General features: G+C 64.1%; 17 protein-coding genes. 6 read left to right on the forward strand and 11 right to left on the reverse strand.

Annotation, left to right across the window (positions count from 1 at the left end; all coding sequences use genetic code 11):
• Window positions 1-44 precede the first annotated feature (44 nt).
• The 5 genes from ABE456_RS00240 (at window position 45) to ABE456_RS00260 (ending at window position 6,017) form a co-directional block, all read left to right on the forward strand.
• Entirely contained in the window at window positions 45-725 is a 681-nt protein-coding gene (locus ABE456_RS00240; RefSeq protein ID WP_346642172.1) for a C39 family peptidase, read from the forward strand.
• 50 nt (window positions 726-775) lie between these two features.
• Entirely contained in the window at window positions 776-1,528 is a 753-nt protein-coding gene (locus tag ABE456_RS00245) for a hypothetical protein (RefSeq protein ID WP_346642376.1), read from the forward strand.
• 46 nt (window positions 1,529-1,574) lie between these two features.
• The gene (locus tag ABE456_RS00250) at window positions 1,575-2,855 is read left to right on the forward strand and encodes a hypothetical protein (protein WP_346642173.1); all 1,281 of its coding nucleotides are present in this window, start codon (window positions 1,575-1,577) and stop codon (window positions 2,853-2,855) included.
• Between the two features lie 136 nt (window positions 2,856-2,991).
• The gene (locus ABE456_RS00255; protein WP_346642174.1) at window positions 2,992-5,193 is read left to right on the forward strand and encodes an LTA synthase family protein; all 2,202 of its coding nucleotides are present in this window, start codon (window positions 2,992-2,994) and stop codon (window positions 5,191-5,193) included.
• Between the two features lie 95 nt (window positions 5,194-5,288).
• A complete protein-coding gene (locus ABE456_RS00260) occupies window positions 5,289-6,017 on the forward strand; it encodes a thioredoxin family protein (RefSeq protein WP_346642175.1) in 729 nt (242 codons plus the stop codon).
• A gap of 59 nt (window positions 6,018-6,076) precedes the next feature.
• Here ABE456_RS00260 and ureG read toward each other — a convergent pair whose 3' ends face one another.
• The 9 genes from ureG to ABE456_RS00305 all read right to left on the reverse strand — a co-directional run bounded on the left by ureG (window position 6,077) and on the right by ABE456_RS00305 (window position 12,916).
• Complete coding sequence (gene ureG / locus ABE456_RS00265) at window positions 6,077-6,700, reverse strand: urease accessory protein UreG (RefSeq protein WP_010953755.1); 624 nt, start codon at window positions 6,698-6,700, stop codon at window positions 6,077-6,079.
• A gap of 11 nt (window positions 6,701-6,711) precedes the next feature.
• The gene (locus tag ABE456_RS00270; protein ID WP_346642176.1) at window positions 6,712-7,386 is read right to left on the reverse strand and encodes an urease accessory protein UreF; all 675 of its coding nucleotides are present in this window, start codon (window positions 7,384-7,386) and stop codon (window positions 6,712-6,714) included.
• The gene (locus ABE456_RS00275) at window positions 7,386-7,931 is read right to left on the reverse strand and encodes a HupE/UreJ family protein (RefSeq protein WP_346642177.1); all 546 of its coding nucleotides are present in this window, start codon (window positions 7,929-7,931) and stop codon (window positions 7,386-7,388) included. The genes ABE456_RS00270 and ABE456_RS00275 overlap by 1 nt, the downstream gene beginning before the upstream one ends.
• 18 nt (window positions 7,932-7,949) lie before the next feature.
• On the reverse strand, window positions 7,950-8,447 hold the full coding sequence (gene ureE, locus ABE456_RS00280) for an urease accessory protein UreE (RefSeq protein ID WP_346642178.1): 498 nt from the start codon (window positions 8,445-8,447) through the stop codon (window positions 7,950-7,952).
• Window positions 8,448-8,457: 10 nt separating this feature from the next.
• Entirely contained in the window at window positions 8,458-10,161 is a 1,704-nt protein-coding gene (gene ureC, locus ABE456_RS00285; protein WP_346642179.1) for an urease subunit alpha, read from the reverse strand.
• Entirely contained in the window at window positions 10,158-10,475 is a 318-nt protein-coding gene (locus ABE456_RS00290) for an urease subunit beta (protein WP_346642377.1), read from the reverse strand. The genes ureC and ABE456_RS00290 overlap by 4 nt, the downstream gene beginning before the upstream one ends.
• A gap of 19 nt (window positions 10,476-10,494) precedes the next feature.
• Complete coding sequence (locus ABE456_RS00295) at window positions 10,495-10,797, reverse strand: urease subunit gamma (protein ID WP_003253929.1); 303 nt, start codon at window positions 10,795-10,797, stop codon at window positions 10,495-10,497.
• Between the two features lie 9 nt (window positions 10,798-10,806).
• Complete coding sequence (locus ABE456_RS00300; RefSeq protein WP_346642180.1) at window positions 10,807-11,640, reverse strand: urease accessory protein UreD; 834 nt, start codon at window positions 11,638-11,640, stop codon at window positions 10,807-10,809.
• Between the two features lie 361 nt (window positions 11,641-12,001).
• The gene (locus ABE456_RS00305) at window positions 12,002-12,916 is read right to left on the reverse strand and encodes a tyrosine-type recombinase/integrase (protein WP_201207305.1); all 915 of its coding nucleotides are present in this window, start codon (window positions 12,914-12,916) and stop codon (window positions 12,002-12,004) included.
• Window positions 12,917-13,131: 215 nt separating this feature from the next.
• On the opposite strand from ABE456_RS00305, the gene ABE456_RS00310 reads away from it, so the two are divergent.
• On the forward strand, window positions 13,132-14,313 hold the full coding sequence (locus ABE456_RS00310; RefSeq protein WP_346642181.1) for an NnrS family protein: 1,182 nt from the start codon (window positions 13,132-13,134) through the stop codon (window positions 14,311-14,313).
• Window positions 14,314-14,437: 124 nt separating this feature from the next.
• On the opposite strand, the gene ABE456_RS00315 is transcribed toward ABE456_RS00310, so the two are convergent.
• Both ABE456_RS00315 and ABE456_RS00320 read right to left on the reverse strand, forming a co-directional pair.
• Window positions 14,438-16,705: an ATP-dependent DNA helicase gene (locus tag ABE456_RS00315; protein WP_346642182.1), complete on the reverse strand. Its 2,268-nt coding sequence runs from the start codon at window positions 16,703-16,705 to the stop codon at window positions 14,438-14,440.
• Window positions 16,702-18,351, reverse strand: coding sequence for a VRR-NUC domain-containing protein (locus ABE456_RS00320; RefSeq protein ID WP_346642183.1), 1,650 nt, complete (start codon window positions 18,349-18,351; stop codon window positions 16,702-16,704). The genes ABE456_RS00315 and ABE456_RS00320 overlap by 4 nt, the downstream gene beginning before the upstream one ends.
• Window positions 18,352-18,456: the final 105 nt, after the last annotated feature.

Below are 18,456 nucleotides of genomic sequence, written 5' to 3' on the forward strand. Positions count from 1 at the left end.
CCTTCGGGGGGCCTTTCTTCAACTGAACCAGAAGGCATCCGATCATGCGCATTTTCGCCTTGGCGTTTTTGCTGTGCCTGGCCAGCGTGAGCGAAGCTGCACAAATGCCGCTGTCCGTCCTGCCGGGCGGCGCTGTCGTGTTCAAACCTATCCAGAGCATACGGGAGCGCAAGTTCGCCGACCTGGTGCAACAGAAAACAGACTTCAGCTGCGGCGCCGCCGCGCTGGCAACCATCCTGCGCCAGGCCTACTGGCTGGACGTGGACGAACAACAGATCATCGAAGGCATGCTGGCACACGCCGACCAAGACCTGGTGCGCACCCAAGGCTTCTCGATGCTCGACATGAAGCGCTATGTGGAAAGCCTGGGCATGCGTGCCCGCGGTTACCGGGTAGCGCCCGACACCCTGCATGACGTGCGCATTCCGGTCGTGGTGCTGATGGACGTTCGCGGCTACAAGCATTTCGTGGTCATGCAAAAAGTAGACAAGGGCTGGGTATACGTAGGGGACCCGGTGCTGGGCCACAAGCGCTACAAGGTGGACGACTTCCTGAAGGGCTGGAATGGCATCATTTTCGCCGTCATCGGCCAGGGTTACGACAAAAGCAATGTTCTGCTCGACCCGCCTCTGCCATTGACCGCCAAAGGCCGCGTGAACAATTTCACGCCCGTCAAGGACACAGAGCTGTTGGACTTCGGCTTTATCAAAAGCGACTTCTTCTAACGACTACGACTCTTCTAACGATAAGGAGCATGACGCTCCGGGAGCATCCCATGAAGAATCCACTCTGGCTCGCAGTGGCTTGCCTGGCAGCCAGCCTGCCAATCCACGCAGAAACATTCAAACCCATTGAACTGAAGGATCAGGAATTGGCGAGCTTGCGTGGTCGCTACGTCATGCCGGGGCGTATCGTGAGTTTCGGCATAGTCATGTCCAGCACCTGGCAGAATGCCAAGGGGGACGTGATTGGCGCGACAAGCACCCTGCAGGTGCAACAGTCGACCATCAAGCCTCAATTCTATGTCTCGATGATTGACGAAAAAGGCACGGGGAGCGCCTCAGGCACCCCAGCTGCAGCTGGCACGGGCACCGTGACGGGCGGCAGCGGCCTCAACACCACCGAAGGTGTCACCCAGGTGGTGCGCGCCGCTGGCGACAATAATGCGGCTTACAACAACGTCGACATCAACGTGACCAAGGGCAACCAGGCGCCCGCCGTGCAGCCGCAAGGCCAGGCGCTGGCCGCCGGGCAGACGCTGGTTGGTGAAAACGGCGCAGGCGCGCTCAGCGTATCCGCCAGCGGCGTGGGCGTGCAATTCAATATCAATGCCAGCAATAACCAAGGCAGCAGCGTACAGCGCCTGGCGCAAGGCGGGCTGATGCAGAACTCCACGCTGCTCGGCAACGGCAACCGCGTCAACAACGTTACTTCGCTCAATGTGGTCATGCGCGAAAGCGTACCAACAGCCGCTTCGCTGAACGGTAGCCTGGACCAGCTCAAAGGTCTTCGTACCTTCGGATACTGATCTACGCTCAGTCTCATCAAAAGTAGTTGGAAGGGACGGCAACTCCATGCACCGATCTTTAACGCTCAAAGCTTTTGTGTGCTTGACAACCCTGGCCCCGGCCACATTGATCTACGCAGCTGCTGACCCTCAGGTCGAGGCCCTCAAGCAGGAACTGATCGAACTGAAACGTCGCTATGAAGCCCAGCAGCAAGCGCTGATGGTGCTGGAGCAGCGCGTGCGTCAGGTAGAGGAAGCCCCTGCAGCGCCGCAGCCCAAACGGTTGGTCAAGTCCCCCGCCGAAGGTGTCAAGGGCGCACAGACAGTCGCGTCTGGCGCGCCAGGCACCACTGGTAGTTCCTATGGCCAGGCGCTGACAGCCGACTCGGAGCCTGCGCAAAGCGTTTCCAACCTCTATGACGAAGCCAGCGGTTTCTTCGGCGGCGGCAAGTTCAGCTTCGAAACGGGCCTCACCTATACCCACTACGATACCCGGGCACTGGTGCTCAACGGCTTCCTGGCGCTGGACTCGATCTTCCTCGGCAGTATCAACCTGGACCGGGTCAAGGCAGACAACTGGACCCTGGACATGACTGCCCGCTACAACATGGCGCAACGCTGGCAGTTCGACATCAACGTCCCGGTGGTGTATCGCGAATCCACCTACTCTTCCGGTGGTGCAGGCGGCGCCGGGGCGAGTACTTCCGATGCCAGCGTAACCCGCGACCCGGAGATCGGCGATGTCAACGTTGGGGTTGCGTACAAGTTCCTCGATGAGTCCGAAACCTGGCCAGATGCCGTCGCCACCTTGCGGATCAAGGCACCCACAGGCAAAGACCCTTATGGCATCAAGCTGCGCCAGGTCGCGGGCAACGACAACCTGTCGGTGCCAGAAAGCCTGCCGACCGGTAACGGCGTCTGGTCGATCACGCCCGGCATCTCGCTGGTCAAGACCTTCGACCCCGCCGTGCTGTTCGGCAGCCTGTCCTACACCTACAACATGGAGGACTCGTTCAGCGACATCAGCCCACAGGTCAACAGCAAAGTGCCGGGTGACGTGAAGCTGGGCGACTCCTGGCAGATCGGCGGCGGTATCGCCTTTGCCCTGAACGAGAAGATGAGTATGTCGTTCTCGGTCTCCGACCAGTTTGCCAGCAAGAGCAAGATCAAACCCGATGGCGGCGAGTGGCAATCAATCTCCAACAGTGACTACAACGCGGCCAACTTCAACATCGGCTTGACCTTCGCCGCCACCAACAACCTGACCATCGTCCCCAACCTGTCCATTGGTCTGACCGACGACGCGCCAGACTTCTCCTTCAGCCTGAAATTCCCCTACTACTTCTGATACTTGCCATCGGCCAGGCCTGCGCAAGCGGGCCCGGCTTTTGGTTACCAGCCTTGTAGCCGACCGCTTTCCCTGCCCCGGCCTGATATCATCAAGCACAGACGCATGACGATTTAATGGCAAAAGGGAAGTTTTTGTGAAGAACCTGTCAGACCACTCACGTACCCGGCTTGTCGCCTTGGCGGCCTTGGTACTGGTGATCCCACTGGGTACGCGCGCCATGCTGGGCTGGTCCAACCCGTTCGGCTATCTGTCCGACCTCGCCCTCGGCAGCTTGCTGGTCTTGCTGCTGCACCGCCGGCCGTGGTGGCTGGCCCTGCCCGTGCTGCTGGCCTGGGCGGCCCTCTGGGTGGCCTCGGCCGAACTGGTGAGCGCGGTGGGGCGCTTGCCGACCAGCGCCGACCTGGCGTACCTGGTCGACCCGCAATTCATGGAGAACTCCACCGGCGGCGGCTTGGCCCATGCCTGGCTACCCTGGGCGCTGGGGGCGGCCCTGCTGGCCTGGATGGCGAGCGCCTGGCGCAGCCGCGCGCACCGCGGCCAGCCGCTGCCGCGCAAGGCCTGGGCCATTCCACTGCTGCTGTTTGGCGCCCATTGGGGCAGCCAGCAACTGGCACCTTCCGACGCCGACCAGTGGCGGCAATACAACCTTACCCACCAACTGATGACTGCCGGGGCCAGCAGCCTGCAGCGCCGGGTCGAAGGCTGGATGGGCCAAACGCAACCCTTCACCCCACTGCCCAGCAGTGGCCTGACCCAATCCGACCTGCACGGCCAGCGCCTGCTCGCGGGCCCAGGCAGCGCCCGCAACCTGCTGGTCATTACTGTAGAAGGTATCCCCGGCGCCTACCTGCGGCCCAACCGCCGGGCCCTGCACAGCCGCTTCGACGAAGACCTGATGCCCAAGCTTAGCCAGTGGGCCGAGCGCGGCATGAACACCCCGGACTACGTGCTGCACACCCACCAGACCATCCGCGGCCTGTACGCAATGCTGTGCGGTGACTACGACAAGCTGGCCAACGGCACGCCCAAGGGCGTGGAACTGCTGACCCAGAACGAACGCAACCAGGCCTGCCTGCCGGCACAGTTGCGCCAAGCCGGCTTCACTACCCACTACCTGCAGGGCGCCGGCCTGCGTTTCATGGCCAAGGACCGCATCATGCCGCACATCGGCTTCGACGCGGTGCACGGCCTGGAATGGTTCCGCAACAAGAACTACCTGGACTTCCCGTGGGGCAAGGACGACCGGGCCTTCTTCGAAGGTGCCCTGGACTACGTCGGCCAGCTGCAGAAACAGGACAAACCCTGGATGCTGACCCTGCTGACGGTAGGTACCCACCAGCCGTATTCAGCACCGGCCGAATACCTTGAGCGCTACGACACGCCGAAACAGGCAGCGGTCGCCTACCTGGACGACGCACTCGGGGCGTTTCTCGATAACCTTGAGCGCCAGGGCGTGCTCAAGGACACCTTGGTGGTGGTGACCTCTGACGAGTCGCACGGCATCGATGGCGTGCGCCTGGCCTCGTCCTGGGGCTTCAACCTCACCCTGGCGCCAGAGCAGGCACAGCTGCCGCACATCAAGCGTGGTACCTACGGCCATATCGACCTGGCCACCTCCCTGCTCGACTACTTTGCCCTGCCCATTCCGGTGGCGCTGGGTGGTCGCTCGTTGTACCGCGACTACGACACCGGCCGCGAGATGATCTCCTATACCAACGGCATGCTGCGCTACCACAACGGCCAGGGCGTGTTCACCGAATGCGACTTCCAGCAGCGCTGCCGGCGTTACGCCAGTGAGGGCTTCATCGCCGACCAGGCCCGCTACCTTGGCCCGGGCGACAGCTTGCTTGGCCAGCAGATCGGCGCCCTGGCCGGGGTACTCGATCAGTCCCTGATGCAAACCCCGCTCAACCTGCGCTACCAGTTCGGCGGCCCTTCGCCGATCAAACTGCGCAAGCGCATTCATGATGACTGGGCCGACAACCTGATCGGCGCCCAGTACCTGGAAATGCCCGAGGGCTCGCATACCCGCGTGCGGGTCAAGGTTCGCTCGCTAGACCCCAAGCGCGCGGCCTATATCCAGCTCAAGGCCAAGCAGCTGGAGCAGGATGTGCCGCTGGGCCTGCCTGCAGAGGTGAAAGTCACAGCAGACGAGCCACTGGAAATGGAATTCAGCTTTGACAACCCGACCGAGCGCAAGGCGTTTTCCTTCCATTTGCTGGGCTATGGCGGAGGCAAGGTAGAGGTCAGTGACTTCAGTGTGATCACCGCGCTGCCAGGGGAAGATGACACCGCAGATGAACTGGGCGAGGGGCATATCGCCCATTCGGGCTGAGTGCCGTACCACTCATCGCCCGGCCACCGGTGCCTGTCGATTCAACCTGGGCGTGCTCGACTAGTGTGTGAATCCCCCAGCGTGGAGACAGCACCATGAGCACAAGCGAAAGCAGGCACCCGGTGGTTTCCCGCAGCCAGTGGCTGGCGGCCCGCCGGCAACTGTGGCTGCACGAAAAAGCCTTTACCCACCACCGCGACGCGCTAAGCGCAGCCCGTCGCGCCCTGCCCTGGGTCAAGGTCGAACACGACTATCGCTTTCACGGGCCAGACGGCGAGCTGAGCCTGGCCGACCTGTTCGCGGGCCGCAGCCAGCTGTTGCTTTACCACTTCATGTTCGTCGAGGGCTGGAACGAGGGCTGCCCCGGTTGCTCGTTCCTGGCCGACCACTTTGACGGCGCCAACCTGCACCTGGCGCATCACGATGTGTCGCTGGTGGCGGTGTCACGGGCGCCCTATGCCGAGTTCCAGGCGTTCCGCCAGCGCATGGGCTGGCAGTTCCCCTGGTATTCATCAAGCGGCAGCGGGTTTAACGAAGACTTCGGCGTGAGTGTTGGCAGTGAAGGTGAGCGGCAGTACAACTATGAGCCGTATGACGGCAGTGAAAGCGAACTGCCCGGCCTGAGTGCGTTCTACCGCGAAGCGGACGGCAGCGTGTACCACACCTACTCAACCTATGCCCGCGGGCTGGATATCCTGGTCAACACCTACAACTTCCTCGACATTGCGCCACTGGGGCGCAACGAAGGCGGGACCATGGACTGGGTGCGGCACCATGACCGCTATGAAGGGCAGCCGGGAAAGCCGCATTGCTGCCACAACTAGGTTTGTTGCCATGGGGCCGCGAAGCGGCCCCAACATTTTCAATGTGGAGCGCATGTCCTTCAGCCGCGTACACCCAACATCCCGCGCTCGACGATGAAGTCGATCACCGCCTGCAGCCCCTCGCCCTTCTTCAGGTTACTGAAGGTCCAAGGCCGCTGCGGGCGCATGCGCTGGGTGTCGCGCTCCATTACTTCCAGCGAAGCCCCCACATAAGGCGCCAGGTCGGTCTTGTTGATTACCAGGAAATCCGACTTGGTAATACCCGGCCCCCCTTTGCGCGGGATTTTCTCGCCTTCGGCCACGTCGATCACGTAGATGGTCAGGTCGGCCAGCTCCGGGCTGAACGTGGCACTGAGGTTGTCACCGCCACTTTCTACGAAGATCACTTCCAGGTTGCCAAACTTGCGCGCCAGCGCTTCGACCGCCGCCAGGTTCATCGAGGCGTCCTCACGAATTGCCGTGTGCGGGCAGCCGCCGGTTTCCACGCCAACGATACGTTCAGGCTCCAGGGCGCCCGCTTCGGTGAGGATGCGCTGGTCTTCCTTGGTGTAGATGTCGTTGGTGACCACGGCGATCTGGTAGTGATCGCGCATGGCTTTGCACAGCGCTTCCAGCAGTGCGGTCTTGCCAGAGCCGACCGGGCCGCCGACACCGACGCGCAGGGGTTGTTGATAGCTTTGCATGCAGGCAATCCTCAGGAACGGAATAAACGGGTGTATTGGGTTTCGTGACGCGATGAGGCAATGGCCAGCAGCGGCAGGCCACCACCGAGCTGGTCATCGCCCAGGGCCAGTGCCTGGTCGAGGGCCGCGGGCAAGTCCGCACCCAGGTCGCGCAGCAAGGTCTGGGCAGCTTGCTGGCCGAACGGCACCAGCTTGACCCCGGCCATCACCGCGCCTTCCAGCCAGGCAAAGCCGTGGCCCAAGGCCAGCTGGCGCAGCGGGATTGCCCAGTGCGCGGCCAACCAGGCCATGCCGCCCAACTGGGTAAGTTCAAGGCTCGCGCGCCAGGCCGGCGCCTGGCCCAGTTGCCAGCCGTCGAGCAGCCGCGCCAACGCTGCGCCGCGTTGCTGTTCTTCCAGGCGCAGCTCGGCAGTTTCGCGGTTGGCCAGCAAGAAGCGGCTCCAGTGGCCGAAGGCTTCGGCATCCTCGGCTTGGCAGGCGTGGTACAGGCGCGCCAGTACCGGCCAGTCGAGGCAGGCCAAGGTGTCCTGGACCTGTTCACGCTGCCAGGCAGCGAAACCGTCCACGCCCCGTACCCAGCCCGCCTCCACCGCCCACTCCAGGCCTTGCGAGTAGGTGAAGCCACCCACCGGCAAGCCGGGGCTGGCCAGCTGCAGCAGGCGCAGCAACGCCAGGTCGCTGTTCATCAACCGGCCAGCACCAGCGCGGCGCCGGCCAGCAGGCCACCGCCAAAGGCTTTCTGCAGGCCGCTGTGGCGGCGCAACAGGCAACCGACCGCGAAGCCGGCCGCCAGCAACAGGCCGCTTACCGTCACGAAGCCGGCGCTGAACTGCCAGAACGCACTTGGCGTGGCCTCCACGCCATGGGCCCAGCCGTGAAACAGGGCGAACACCGGCATGGCCATGGCCAACAGCAGTTGGCGGCTGGGCAACAGCACCGCCCCAGCAGCCACCAGCAGCGACGCGGCAATCAGGGTTTCCATGCCCAGCACGTCACCGAACAGGTGGCCACACACTGCGCCACCGAACATCGCCGCCAGGGTTGCCAAGGGCAGCGTCAGGCTGCGCCGGGTCAACGCGGCGAGCACGCCGGTGCCCAACAGCATCAGCAAGTGATCAAGGCCAGTCAGCGGGTGCAGCAGGCCATCCTGCAGCGGGTTGCTGTCGTGGCCAGGGTGGGCGAAAGCCGGCAGGGCCAGCATCAGCAGAAACAGGGCGAAAGTCTTTTTCATGGGTTGCTCCAGGGCAGTTCAGGAATGGGCAGGCAGGCGTACAAATGGGTGATCGTGGCCGTGGGCATGGCTGTGGCCATGCGCTGCGCTCTGGTAGGCACCGGCTTCGGGTTCGAACGGTGCTTGTTCGGCTTCTACCGTCAGCCCCAGGCCACGCAGCATGTCGTCCAGCACATGGTCGTGCTGGAAGCGCAACAGGCCAGGCTCGATCTGCAGCGGCACATGGCGGTTACCCAGGTGATAGGCTGCGCGGGCCAGCAGGTGCGGGTCGGTGCAGCGCACCGTGGACACCGCTTCGGGCGCTGCCAGTACGCGAATCAACTGGCTACCTTCGGCATCAGCCAGCAGTTCCCCCCCACGCAGCAGGTGGCCGCGCTCGAGCATCAGCCCTGCCTCGCGGCCATCGTCCAGGGTTACCCGCAGGCGGCTCTTGATGCGGCTGTCCACGTCCAGGGTGACGGTGCCGCTGACAGCCAGGGTGCCGGGGTCGGTGATACGGCGGGTCAAGACAATCATCTGTGCTCCTTCAGAACAGGAAGTAACGCTGGGCCAGCGGCAGCTCGCGGGCCGGCTCGCAGACCAGCAATTCGCCATCGGCACGCACCTGGTAGGTCTGCGCATCGACTTCGATCAGCGGCTGCAGGGTGTTGTGGACCATGTCCGGCTTGCGTACCCGGCGGCAGCCGTGGGCCACACCTATCAGGCTGCGCAGGTTCAGCTCCTCGGCCAGGCCGCGGTCCATTGCCGCCTGGGGCAGGAAGGTCATGCGCGTGGCATGCCGCGCCGCGCCCAAGGCGCCGAACATTGGCCGGTAGTGCACCGGCTGAGGCGTGGGGATGGAACCGTTGATGTCGCCCATGGGCGCGGTGACGATCATCCCGCCCTTGATCACCAAGGCCGGCTTGACCGCGAAGAACGCCGGCGCCCACAGCACCAGGTCGGCCAGCTTGCCGGCTTCCACCGAGCCCACTTCGTGGCCGATGCCATGGGTGAGTGCCGGGTTGATGGTGTACTTGGCGATATAGCGCTTTACCCGGAAGTTGTCGCTGTAGCTGGTATCCGGTGCCAGCGGCCCACGGCGCAGCTTCATCTGGTGCGCGACCTGCCAGGTACGCAGCACCACTTCGCCAACCCGGCCCATGGCCTGGGAGTCGGACGAGGTCATGGCAAAGGCGCCCATGTCGTGAAGGATGTCCTCGGCGGCGATGGTTTCGCGGCGGATGCGTGATTCGGCGAAGGCCACATCCTCGGCAATGCTCGGGTCCAGGTGGTGGCAGACCATGAGCATGTCCAGGTGTTCGTCCACAGTGTTGACCGTGTACGGCAGGGTCGGGTTGGTCGAGGACGGCAGCACATTGGCCTGCCCCGCCGCGCGGATGATGTCCGGCGCATGGCCGCCACCGGCACCTTCGGTGTGAAATGTGTGGATGGTGCGGTCGCCAATCGCCGCCAGGGTGTCCTCGATGCAGCCAGACTCGTTGAGGGTGTCGGTGTGGATCGCCACCTGGATGTCCATTTCCTCGGCCACACCCAGGCAGCAGTCAATGGCTGCGGGTGTAGAACCCCAGTCTTCATGCAACTTGAGGCCGACAGCACCGGCCGCGATCTGCTCGCGCAACGCTTCAGGCCGCGAAGCATTGCCCTTGCCCAGCAAACCGATGTTGATCGGCAGGCTGTCGGCGGCCTGGAGCATGCGCGCCAGGTACCAGGGGCCGGGGGTGCAGGTGGTGGCGTTGGTGCCGGTGGCCGGCCCGGTACCGCCGCCAATGAAGGTGGTAACACCGCTGTTCAGCGCCTCGTCCACCTGCTGCGGGCAGATGAAATGGATATGCGAATCGACGCCACCTGCGGTAACGATCTTGCCCTCGGCGGCGATCACTTCGGTGCCGGGCCCTACCGGCACGTTGACGCCTGGCTGCACATCGGGGTTGCCGGCCTTGCCGATCACGGCGATGCGCCCGTGCTTGATGCCGATATCAGCCTTGACGATGCCCCAGTGGTCGATGATCAGGGCGTTGGTCAGTACCAGGTCCATGGCCTCGGCGGCCAGCATCTGGCCCTGCCCCATGCCATCGCGGATGACCTTGCCGCCGCCAAACTTGACCTCTTCACCATAAATCGTGAAGTCCTTTTCTACCTCTACCCACAGCGCAGTGTCGGCCAGGCGCACGCGGTCACCCACGGTGGGGCCGAACATGTCGGCATAGGCCTGGCGGGAAATCCGGCTCATGCCCTGCCCTCCAGTGCGCCCATCACCTTGCCCTGGAAGCCATAGACCTCGCGCTTGCCGGCGTAGGCCACCAGTTGCACGGTACGCGCCTGGCCTGGTTCGAAACGCACGGCGGTGCCGGCCGGGATGTCCAGGCGAAAGCCCAGGGTTGCTGCGCGCTCGAACACCAGTGCTTCGTTGACTTCGTAGAAGTGGTAGTGCGAGCCAACCTGCACCGGGCGGTCGCCGTGGTTGGCCACGCTAACGCTGACCGTGTCACGGCCACTGTTCAGCTCGATGTCGCCAGCGGCGACCTGGATTTCACCTGGGATCATGCGGCACTCCTTGGCGGTTTCAGACGATGGGGTCATGCACGGTCACCAGCTTGGTGCCATCCGGGAAGGTTGCTTCAACCTGCACGTCGTGGAGCATTTCGGCGATGCCGGGCATCACCTGCTCGCGGGTCAGTACCTCGCGCCCCAGGCTCATCAGCTCGGCGACGGTGCGGCCATCGCGTGCCCCCTCCAGCACGGCGGCACTGATCAGCGCCACGGCTTCCGGGTAGTTGAGCTTCAGGCCACGGGCCAGGCGCCGTTCGGCCAGCAGCGCGGCGGTGAACAGCAGCAATTTGTCTTTCTCTCTCGGGGTCAGCTCCATGGCGCTCTCTCAGGTGGCCCAGATACGCGGCGGGCAGGCTGGCAGGCCGAGGACGGCCGGGCGCAGCACATGCCACAGGCGTTGCAGGGTGTGTTGCAGGTGTTGGTTGTCATGGTCGAGCAGGCGGATCACCAGCAACGACCCAAGCAGGGTTGCGCCGGCTGGATTGCCCAGCTCATCGAGCAGCGGGCGAACCTGCTCCAGCACGGCCTGGTCGGCAGGTGCGGCGCAAAAGGTGGCAAGCAACGGGTGCCCGCCCAGCTTGCCCAGTTGCCCGCCTTCGATACGCAGGCGTTCATGCAGGCCGGTTTCGTTGGGCAGTTCAATGTGCAAACGGCTGTCAAGGGCGCCCTGGTCGAAACGCTCGTTCATCACCGGGCGCCCCAGGCACAGGGTTTCCCAGGCCAGCAGGCGGGCGCCCGGTTCGAGGGTGAAGCGGCTGTCGAGGCTGGCGCGGGCGCCGGAAAAGAAAATGCTGTCTTGTGGCAGCCATTCCAGAGTGCTGCCGGCGGCCAGATGAAAGCGCTGGGCCAGCCTCGCCGTCGGGCCGATGCTGCGGTAGAACTTGCTGGCGCCGGGCATGGTCAGCAGCGCATGGCTGCCCGTTTCCAGGTGGATGTCCAGCTCCAGCCGGTCGCCAGCGACGATGCCACCCGGTGGGTGCAGCACGTAGACGTGGCACGCTGCACCTTCCGGGTAGAAAGGCCGCTGCACCAAAAGAGGTCCGAAATGCCGCCACGCACCAAGGCGGGTCACATCATCGCGCCTGACAAAGCGCAACTGCAGGTGGGCGCTCCAGCCTGCATCGTCCTGTTGTTGTTCGATCTGCTCCGCTAGCGACATCCTGCGGCCCCTGAAATCCGTGGCCTGCTGGCCGTTTAGAGGGTCCGGCGCGGGCAGCTGTCAGCGCGCGCGGCCTGACCACTCGATCAAATTCGCAGGCTGGATATAGCAGGTTGCGGGCCAACTCCGCAGGTGAAGGCAGATGAAACTTTTGTCGCGGCCGCTCTGGCATCGGGCATACAGGGGTATGGCGCACAAAGCGGGGGCGCGCTCAGGCCCTGTTTCGGTGCCAGACAGACAGAGTGTTGGGGCCGCTTTGCGGCCCTTCGCGGGCTCGCCCGCTCCCACAGGCAAACCTTATCCTTCAACCCTGTGGGAGCGGGCAAGCCCGCGAAGGGCTGCAAAGCAGCCCCAATCGATATCAGTAATCGAAACGGTCCACGGCACGCCGACGTTCGTTGTCGTCGCGCCGGTCGTAGATTGCGGTGGTCTGGATGTTGGCATGGTGCGCCAGCTTCTGCGCAATCGACAGGTCGTGCTCCTCGATCACCCGGGTGATGAACGCCCGGCGGAAGTCATGCGGCATGATCTTCACCCCAACCTGCGCGCCGCGCTGGCGGGCAATGTAGTAGATGGCATGCTTGGTGATACGCGCCCGGGTGATGTGGCTGCCGCGGCGGATGCGGTTGAACAGGAACGGGTCGTCCTCGGCACCGGCCGGCAGGTCCTGGCGGCGCAGGTCGAGCCATGCCTGCAGTTTCTCGAAAGCCCAAGGTGGTGCGTACTTGACCAACTGGTGGTTGCCCTTGCCCACCACCTGCAGGCTGCGGGCCTCGAAATCGACCTGCTCAAGGTTGATGTCGACCGACTCCGACTTGCGCATGCCAGTGCCATACAGCAAGGCAATGATCGCCGCGTCGCGCACGCCTTGTGGGCGCGGGTCGGCTGCGCACACGTCCATCAACTCGCGAATCAGGCTGCGCCGCAGGTTGCGCCCGGGCGGCAGGCGGGTGCCAGTGGCCGGCTTGACCTCGCGGATGCGCAGCAACTGCTCGTGGTCAATCAGGCCCTGGCGCCAGGCTTCGTTCATCACCCCGCGAATGGCGTTGACGTACAACGACGAGCTGTTGGGCGCGTAACCGTCGGCACGCAGGGCCGCCACCAGGGCAATCACGTGGCCGGGCTCGAGCCGATGCCAGGGCACATCGACTATGTTGCAGTCGACAAAGCCCAGCCGGTCGGCGGCGTCCTGAAGGATGTAGCGCATGGTTTGCTGACTGGATGGGGCCAGGCGGGCCATGTACTGCAGCAGCGGATTTTTCGAGAGGTCGGACAAAACGTGAATCCTGTAGCGTTGCGCCAGCCGGCAGCGAACCGGCTGAACCCTGAAGCGAGTCAATACGACATAACAGCAAGTCCCAATGACAGCATCACACGCATGTCATTCGGACCCGAAGAGGTGCCATCACCTTGATATTCAAAGGCTTTGAAGCTGGCACGGATCGTGATCTTACCCCAATTGAAGCCTACTGAACGAACCAAGGACTGCCCATGCTCGTGCAACCTATCGCTTCACGCCCACGCCAGGCCGTCTGGGGCCTGGGTTTTCGCCCATTCTTCCTGGGCGGCAGTTTGTTTGCGCTGGTCGCCTTGCTGTTATGGGCCAGCGTACTCGCCGGGGTACTGGCCCCCACGCCGCCCGGGGGCATGCTCGCCTGGCACCGCCACGAGATGCTCTACGGCTTTGCCGCCGCCATCGTCGCTGGTTTCCTGCTGACCGCCGTGCAGAACTGGAGCGGCATCCCGGGTTTGAGCGGGCGGGCGTTGCAAGGCCTGTTCCTGCTCTGGTTGCTGGGCCGGGCAAGCTGGTTCCTGCCACTACCCGCTGGTTTGCTGGTGCTGGTCGAAGGCAGTTTTCTACCGCTGGTGGCGCTGTGCCTGGCGCGGCCAATCGTGCAACGGCGCCTGCGCAACAACTACCCGATCGTCGGCCTGGTGCTGCTGATCGCCGCTTGCCAATGGCTAACCCTGGCCGGCTGGCTACGCCAGGACGAACTGTGGCAGCGCCGTGGGGTATTTGCCGGGCTGTGGCTGGTGACGGCGATGATGACCGTGCTCGGTGGCCGGGTCATTCCGATGTTTACCCGGCGTGGCCTGGGCAACATGACTGCGGCCCCTGCCCGCCCGTGGCTGGACCGTGCCTGCCTGTTGCTGAGCGTGGCGGTACCGCTGGCATTTGCCACCGGCCTGGCCGATACGCCACGTACCAGTCTGGCGGTGCTGTTCTTTGCCCTGTTCGCGCTGCACTCAACCCGCTTGGCGCTGTGGCACGACCGTGGCCTGTGGCGCGTGCCGTTGCTGTGGTCGCTGCACCTGGCCTACGCCTGGATCGCCCTCGCCTGCCTGGGCATGGCACTGTGGCACGCCGGGGTGAAACTGAACCCGAGCCTGGTGACCCACGCCCTGACGGTTGGCGCCATGACTGGCCTGATCCTGGCGATGATGGCGCGGGTCAGCCTGGGCCACACCGGCAGGCCATTGCAGGTGCCGACCAGCATTGCCTGGGCCTTTGCCCTGATGCAACTGGCGACGTTGGCGCGGGTGGTGTTGCCACTGTTCACACCGCTGGGCATCAGCCTTTCGGCACTGTGCTGGAGCCTGGCGCTGCTGCTGTTCATTCGACACTACCTGCCTATCCTGTTGCGGCCACGGGCAGATGGCATGCCGGGCTAGGCTGCAGAGCAGCCCCGGGGTTTCAGCGCAGAGGAAAAAATTGCTGGGGCTGCTCTGCAGCCCTATCGCGACACAAGGCCGCTCCCACAAGGGTCAGTGAGGGCCCGGAGATCGATGCATGGCATCAGGGACAATCTTTAGCAGGCGGCCACCAGCCCGGGAACATCTGCTGCACCCGGGGCTCGGCGAAGCGTTCATCGATCAGCACCAGCACACCCCGGTCCTGGTCGCTACGGATGACCCGGCCCGCCGCCTGGATGACCTTGCGCACGCCCGGGTAGAGGTAGGCGTAATCGAAACCCGCACCAAACTGCCGCCCCAGGCGCTGCTTGAACTGCTCGTTGACCGGGTTGACCTGGGGCAGCCCGAGGGTGGCGACGAACGCGCCGATCAGGCGCGTACCGGGTAAGTCCACCCCTTCCCCGAATGCGCCGCCCAACACCGCAAAGCCTACCCCACGGCCATCCGCGACAAAACGGTCGAGAAACGCCTGACGGGCTGCCTCGCCCATGCCCGGCTCCTGCGCCCACTGGGGAATCTGCTCATACCGCTCGGCCAGCAGCTCAGCCACCTGTTGCAGGTATTCGAAACTGCTGAAGAACGCCAGGTAGTTGCCCGGCATCCGCTCGTACTGCTGGGCAATCAGCTCGACGATCGGTGCCAGCGAGGCCTGGCGCTGCTGGTAACGGGTAGACACCTGGCTGGCTATTCGCACCTCCAGCTGTTCTGCGCAAAACGGCGCCGCCACCTCCAGCCAGGCAGTATCGGCCGGCATGCCCAGCAGGTCGCTGTAGAAATGCCGCGGGCTCAGCGTGGCGGAAAACAGCGTCACACTGCGCGCCGCCTGCATGCGCGGCGCCAACAGCCGCGCCGGGGTGACATTGCGCAGGCACAGGGTGGCCAGCCGCCGATTACGTGGCCCCTGACGCTGGCTGATGTCGAACATGAAGTGCTCGTCGAACAGTTCGGCAACCCGGCTGAATTGCAACGCCTGGTAGAAGAACTGCAACACCTGCGGGTCCATTTGCGCAGGCGCCTGGTTCATCTGCTCCTGGATCAGGCCGATGCATTGCTGCAGGGCACGCAGCAAGCCTTCCGGCAGAGCCTCGCTAGCCTGATACGGCGCAAGCTGTTCTTTATACAGCGCGTTCCATTGCCGGTTCAGCCGGTCCAGCGCACTGACCAGCCCATGCGGTTTGCTCTGGCGCAGGGCCAGCAACTGGCCCTGGTCGAGGCTGGCGCTGTACATGCCACGCCCGCGCTCGACCAGGTTGTGCGCCTCGTCCACCAGCACCGCGACCCGCCACTGGTTGAGCTGGGTCAGGCCAAAAAGCAAGGCATGGGCATCGAAGTAGTAGTTGTAGTCGGCGACCAGCACATCCACCCAGCGCGCCATCTCCTGGCCCAGGTAATAAGGGCATACCTGGTGCGCCAAGGCGACCTCGCGCAGGTTGGCGCGGTCGAGCAAGGGCAATGCTGCCGCCGCCTCGCGTGCTGCCGGCAGGCGGTCGTAGAAGCCTGCGGCCAACGGGCAGGACTCGCCATGGCAGGCCTTGTCAGGGTGCTCGCAGGCTTTGTCACGGGCAACCAGCTCCAACGTGCGCAAGGCCGGTTGCGGCGAAGCATCGGTGACCTGGCGCATGGCATCGAGGGCCAGTGCCCGGCCCGGTGTCTTGGCCGTGAGAAAGAACAGCTTGTCCAGCTGCTGCGGCACCATGGCCTTGAGCAGCGGGAACAAGGTGCCGAGGGTCTTGCCGATGCCGGTGCTGGCCTGGGCCATCAGGCAGCGACCAGTGCTCACCGCCTTGTACAGGGTTTCCGCCAGCTGCCGCTGGCCCTGGCGGAACTGCGCATAGGGGAAACCCAGCGCTTGCAGGCCTTGGTCACGTTCGGCAAGGCGCCGCTCCTGCGCCTTGGCCCAGGCCAGAAAGCACTGGCACTGGGTTTCGAAAAACGCCTGTAGCTCAGCAGCCGTGTGGTGCTCGCTTAACAACGTCTGGTCATCGCTGTCTACGTCCAGGTACACCAGCGCCACCTCGATGGCCGGCAGTTGCCGTGCGTGGCACATCAGCCAGCCATAGACCTTGGCCTGCGCCCAATGCAACTGACGATGGTTGGCCGGCTGGCGCGCCAAGTCGCCACGGTGCGTCTTGATCTCTTCCAGGCGGTTGCTGGCCGGGTCGTAACCGTCGGCGCGGCCGCGTACCTTGAGGGTTTCGAACTGTCCTTCGAGGGTGATTTCCGATTCATATCCCGCAGCACGCCGCGCCACAACCCGTTGGTGCCCTTCGATGCCTTCCTGGGCGGTGGGCGACGGCGTGAAGCGCAGGTCCAGGTCACCGACCTTGGCGCTGAACTCGCACAAGGCGCGCACGGCCACGCTGTAGCTCACGCCGTTTCGCTCCAGCGCACATGGCACACCGCGACGGGCAAGCCGTGCGCTTGGCAGAAGTCCAGCCAGCGTAGCTGGTTGTCCTGCAAGCGGTCCCCGGGCCCCTTGACCTCGATCATGCGGTAGCGGCCCTGCCCGGGCCAGAACTGGATCAGGTCGGGCATACCGGCACGGTTGTTGCGAATGTCCTGCAACAGGCGCAGGAAGCACTGCTTCAAGTGGGCTGCCGGCAGGCAAGCCAAGGCTTGCTCAAGCAGCTCATCGCTGAGCATCGACCAGAATACGAACGGTGACTGCAGGCCCTGCTTGGCGACGTAGCAGTCAAGAATGGCCTGGTGATGGCTGCCATCGTCAAGCCGCCCCAGGCAGCGCTCGAACAGCGCACTGCGCCGCTGCTGGAAGTCGCTGTCGTGCAGGTCCTGAGGGGCGGCCTGGAACGGGTTGAAGAACGCCCCAGGCACCGGGGCGAAGATCGCTTCCCAGCACAGCAGGCCGAACAGGCTGTTGAACAGGGTGTTCTCCACGTAATGCACCGGACCACCGCCTTCGGCCAAGTGCTGGCGCACCGCTTCCTCTACACCCAGCGCGGCGTGTTCCCGTGGCAGTTCAAGTTCAATAAGCTCCAGCGGGGCAATACGCTGACGCCGTTGTGGCGGGCCGCCTAGCTTGCGCGCCAGGCGTGGCAGCAAGCGTTCCAGTGCCTGCGCTTCCAACGCGTTGGCGGGCGCCGCTGCCAGTTGCAGCGCCAACGCATGGGCCTGGGGCCATTGCTCGCTGCGCTCCAGTACCCGTACCTGCCGGATACGTGCCTGGGCATGGCTGCACTGTGTGTAAATGGCCATTGCCTGCTCCCAATCGCCCAGGCGCTCACATTGCTGGCCGAGGGCAAACTGCAGGCGTGCATGGCGCCTGGCCAGCCACGGGTTGTCACTGTGCAGGCCTTGCATGGCAGCAACGATCGACCCAGGGTCATCGCCCTGCTCCAGGCGCTCGGTGCACTGGTGCAAGGCCATCGCCAAGTCGATATCGGCACGTTGCTGCAGGGCTCGCGAGCCGGTGCTGAACGGCACCTGCTCGTAACGCAGCAAACCCAGGTCGGCGAGGACAAAATCCGACCAGTCCTGGTACAGGTTGCCGAAAAACAGCAGACGCATGCGGTCGCACAGCGGCTGCAGGCACCACTGGAAAATACGCACGCCACTGTCCGGAAACCACTCGGCCAGGGAACGGGCCGTCAGCCCCAGGGGTTGCAGCTGCGCCAGCAAGTCATGCTTGGCAGCCTTGGGCCGGCCCAATTGGTTGGCAAAACAACGGGCCAGTTCGTCTTTGCGCAGCAGGGCGAACAGTTGCTCCAGTTCCAGTTGCTCAGGTTCACGCACCCAACCGAGGGCCTGCAGTGGCTGCAGGGCCAGCACGGTATCGCCGATTTCGACGTAGTCGAGCCGGTCACTGCGGAACAGCTCGCCCTTGCGCATGACCATGCGCACCATCATGGCTTGGGCCGGTGCGGCAAGTTGGGCAAATGCATGGATGAAGTCCAGCTCCTGAACATCGAGCAGGTCTTCGTAGCGCTGTTCGACCCACAGCAGTACCTGGCGGAAATTGTGCAGGTAGTAGAACGGGTCGTCGACGGAATGGGCGATCACTGGGAGAGTCAGGTAGCGGAAACAGGTACTGGTTATACATACAGACCACCCTGCCTGACAAGAGCCGTGGGTCGCATCACTGACAGTGATCGGTTTTGGGGGCTG

Source organism: Pseudomonas sp. TWI929 (assembly GCF_039673335.1).
Classification (GTDB): domain Bacteria; phylum Pseudomonadota; class Gammaproteobacteria; order Pseudomonadales; family Pseudomonadaceae; genus Aquipseudomonas.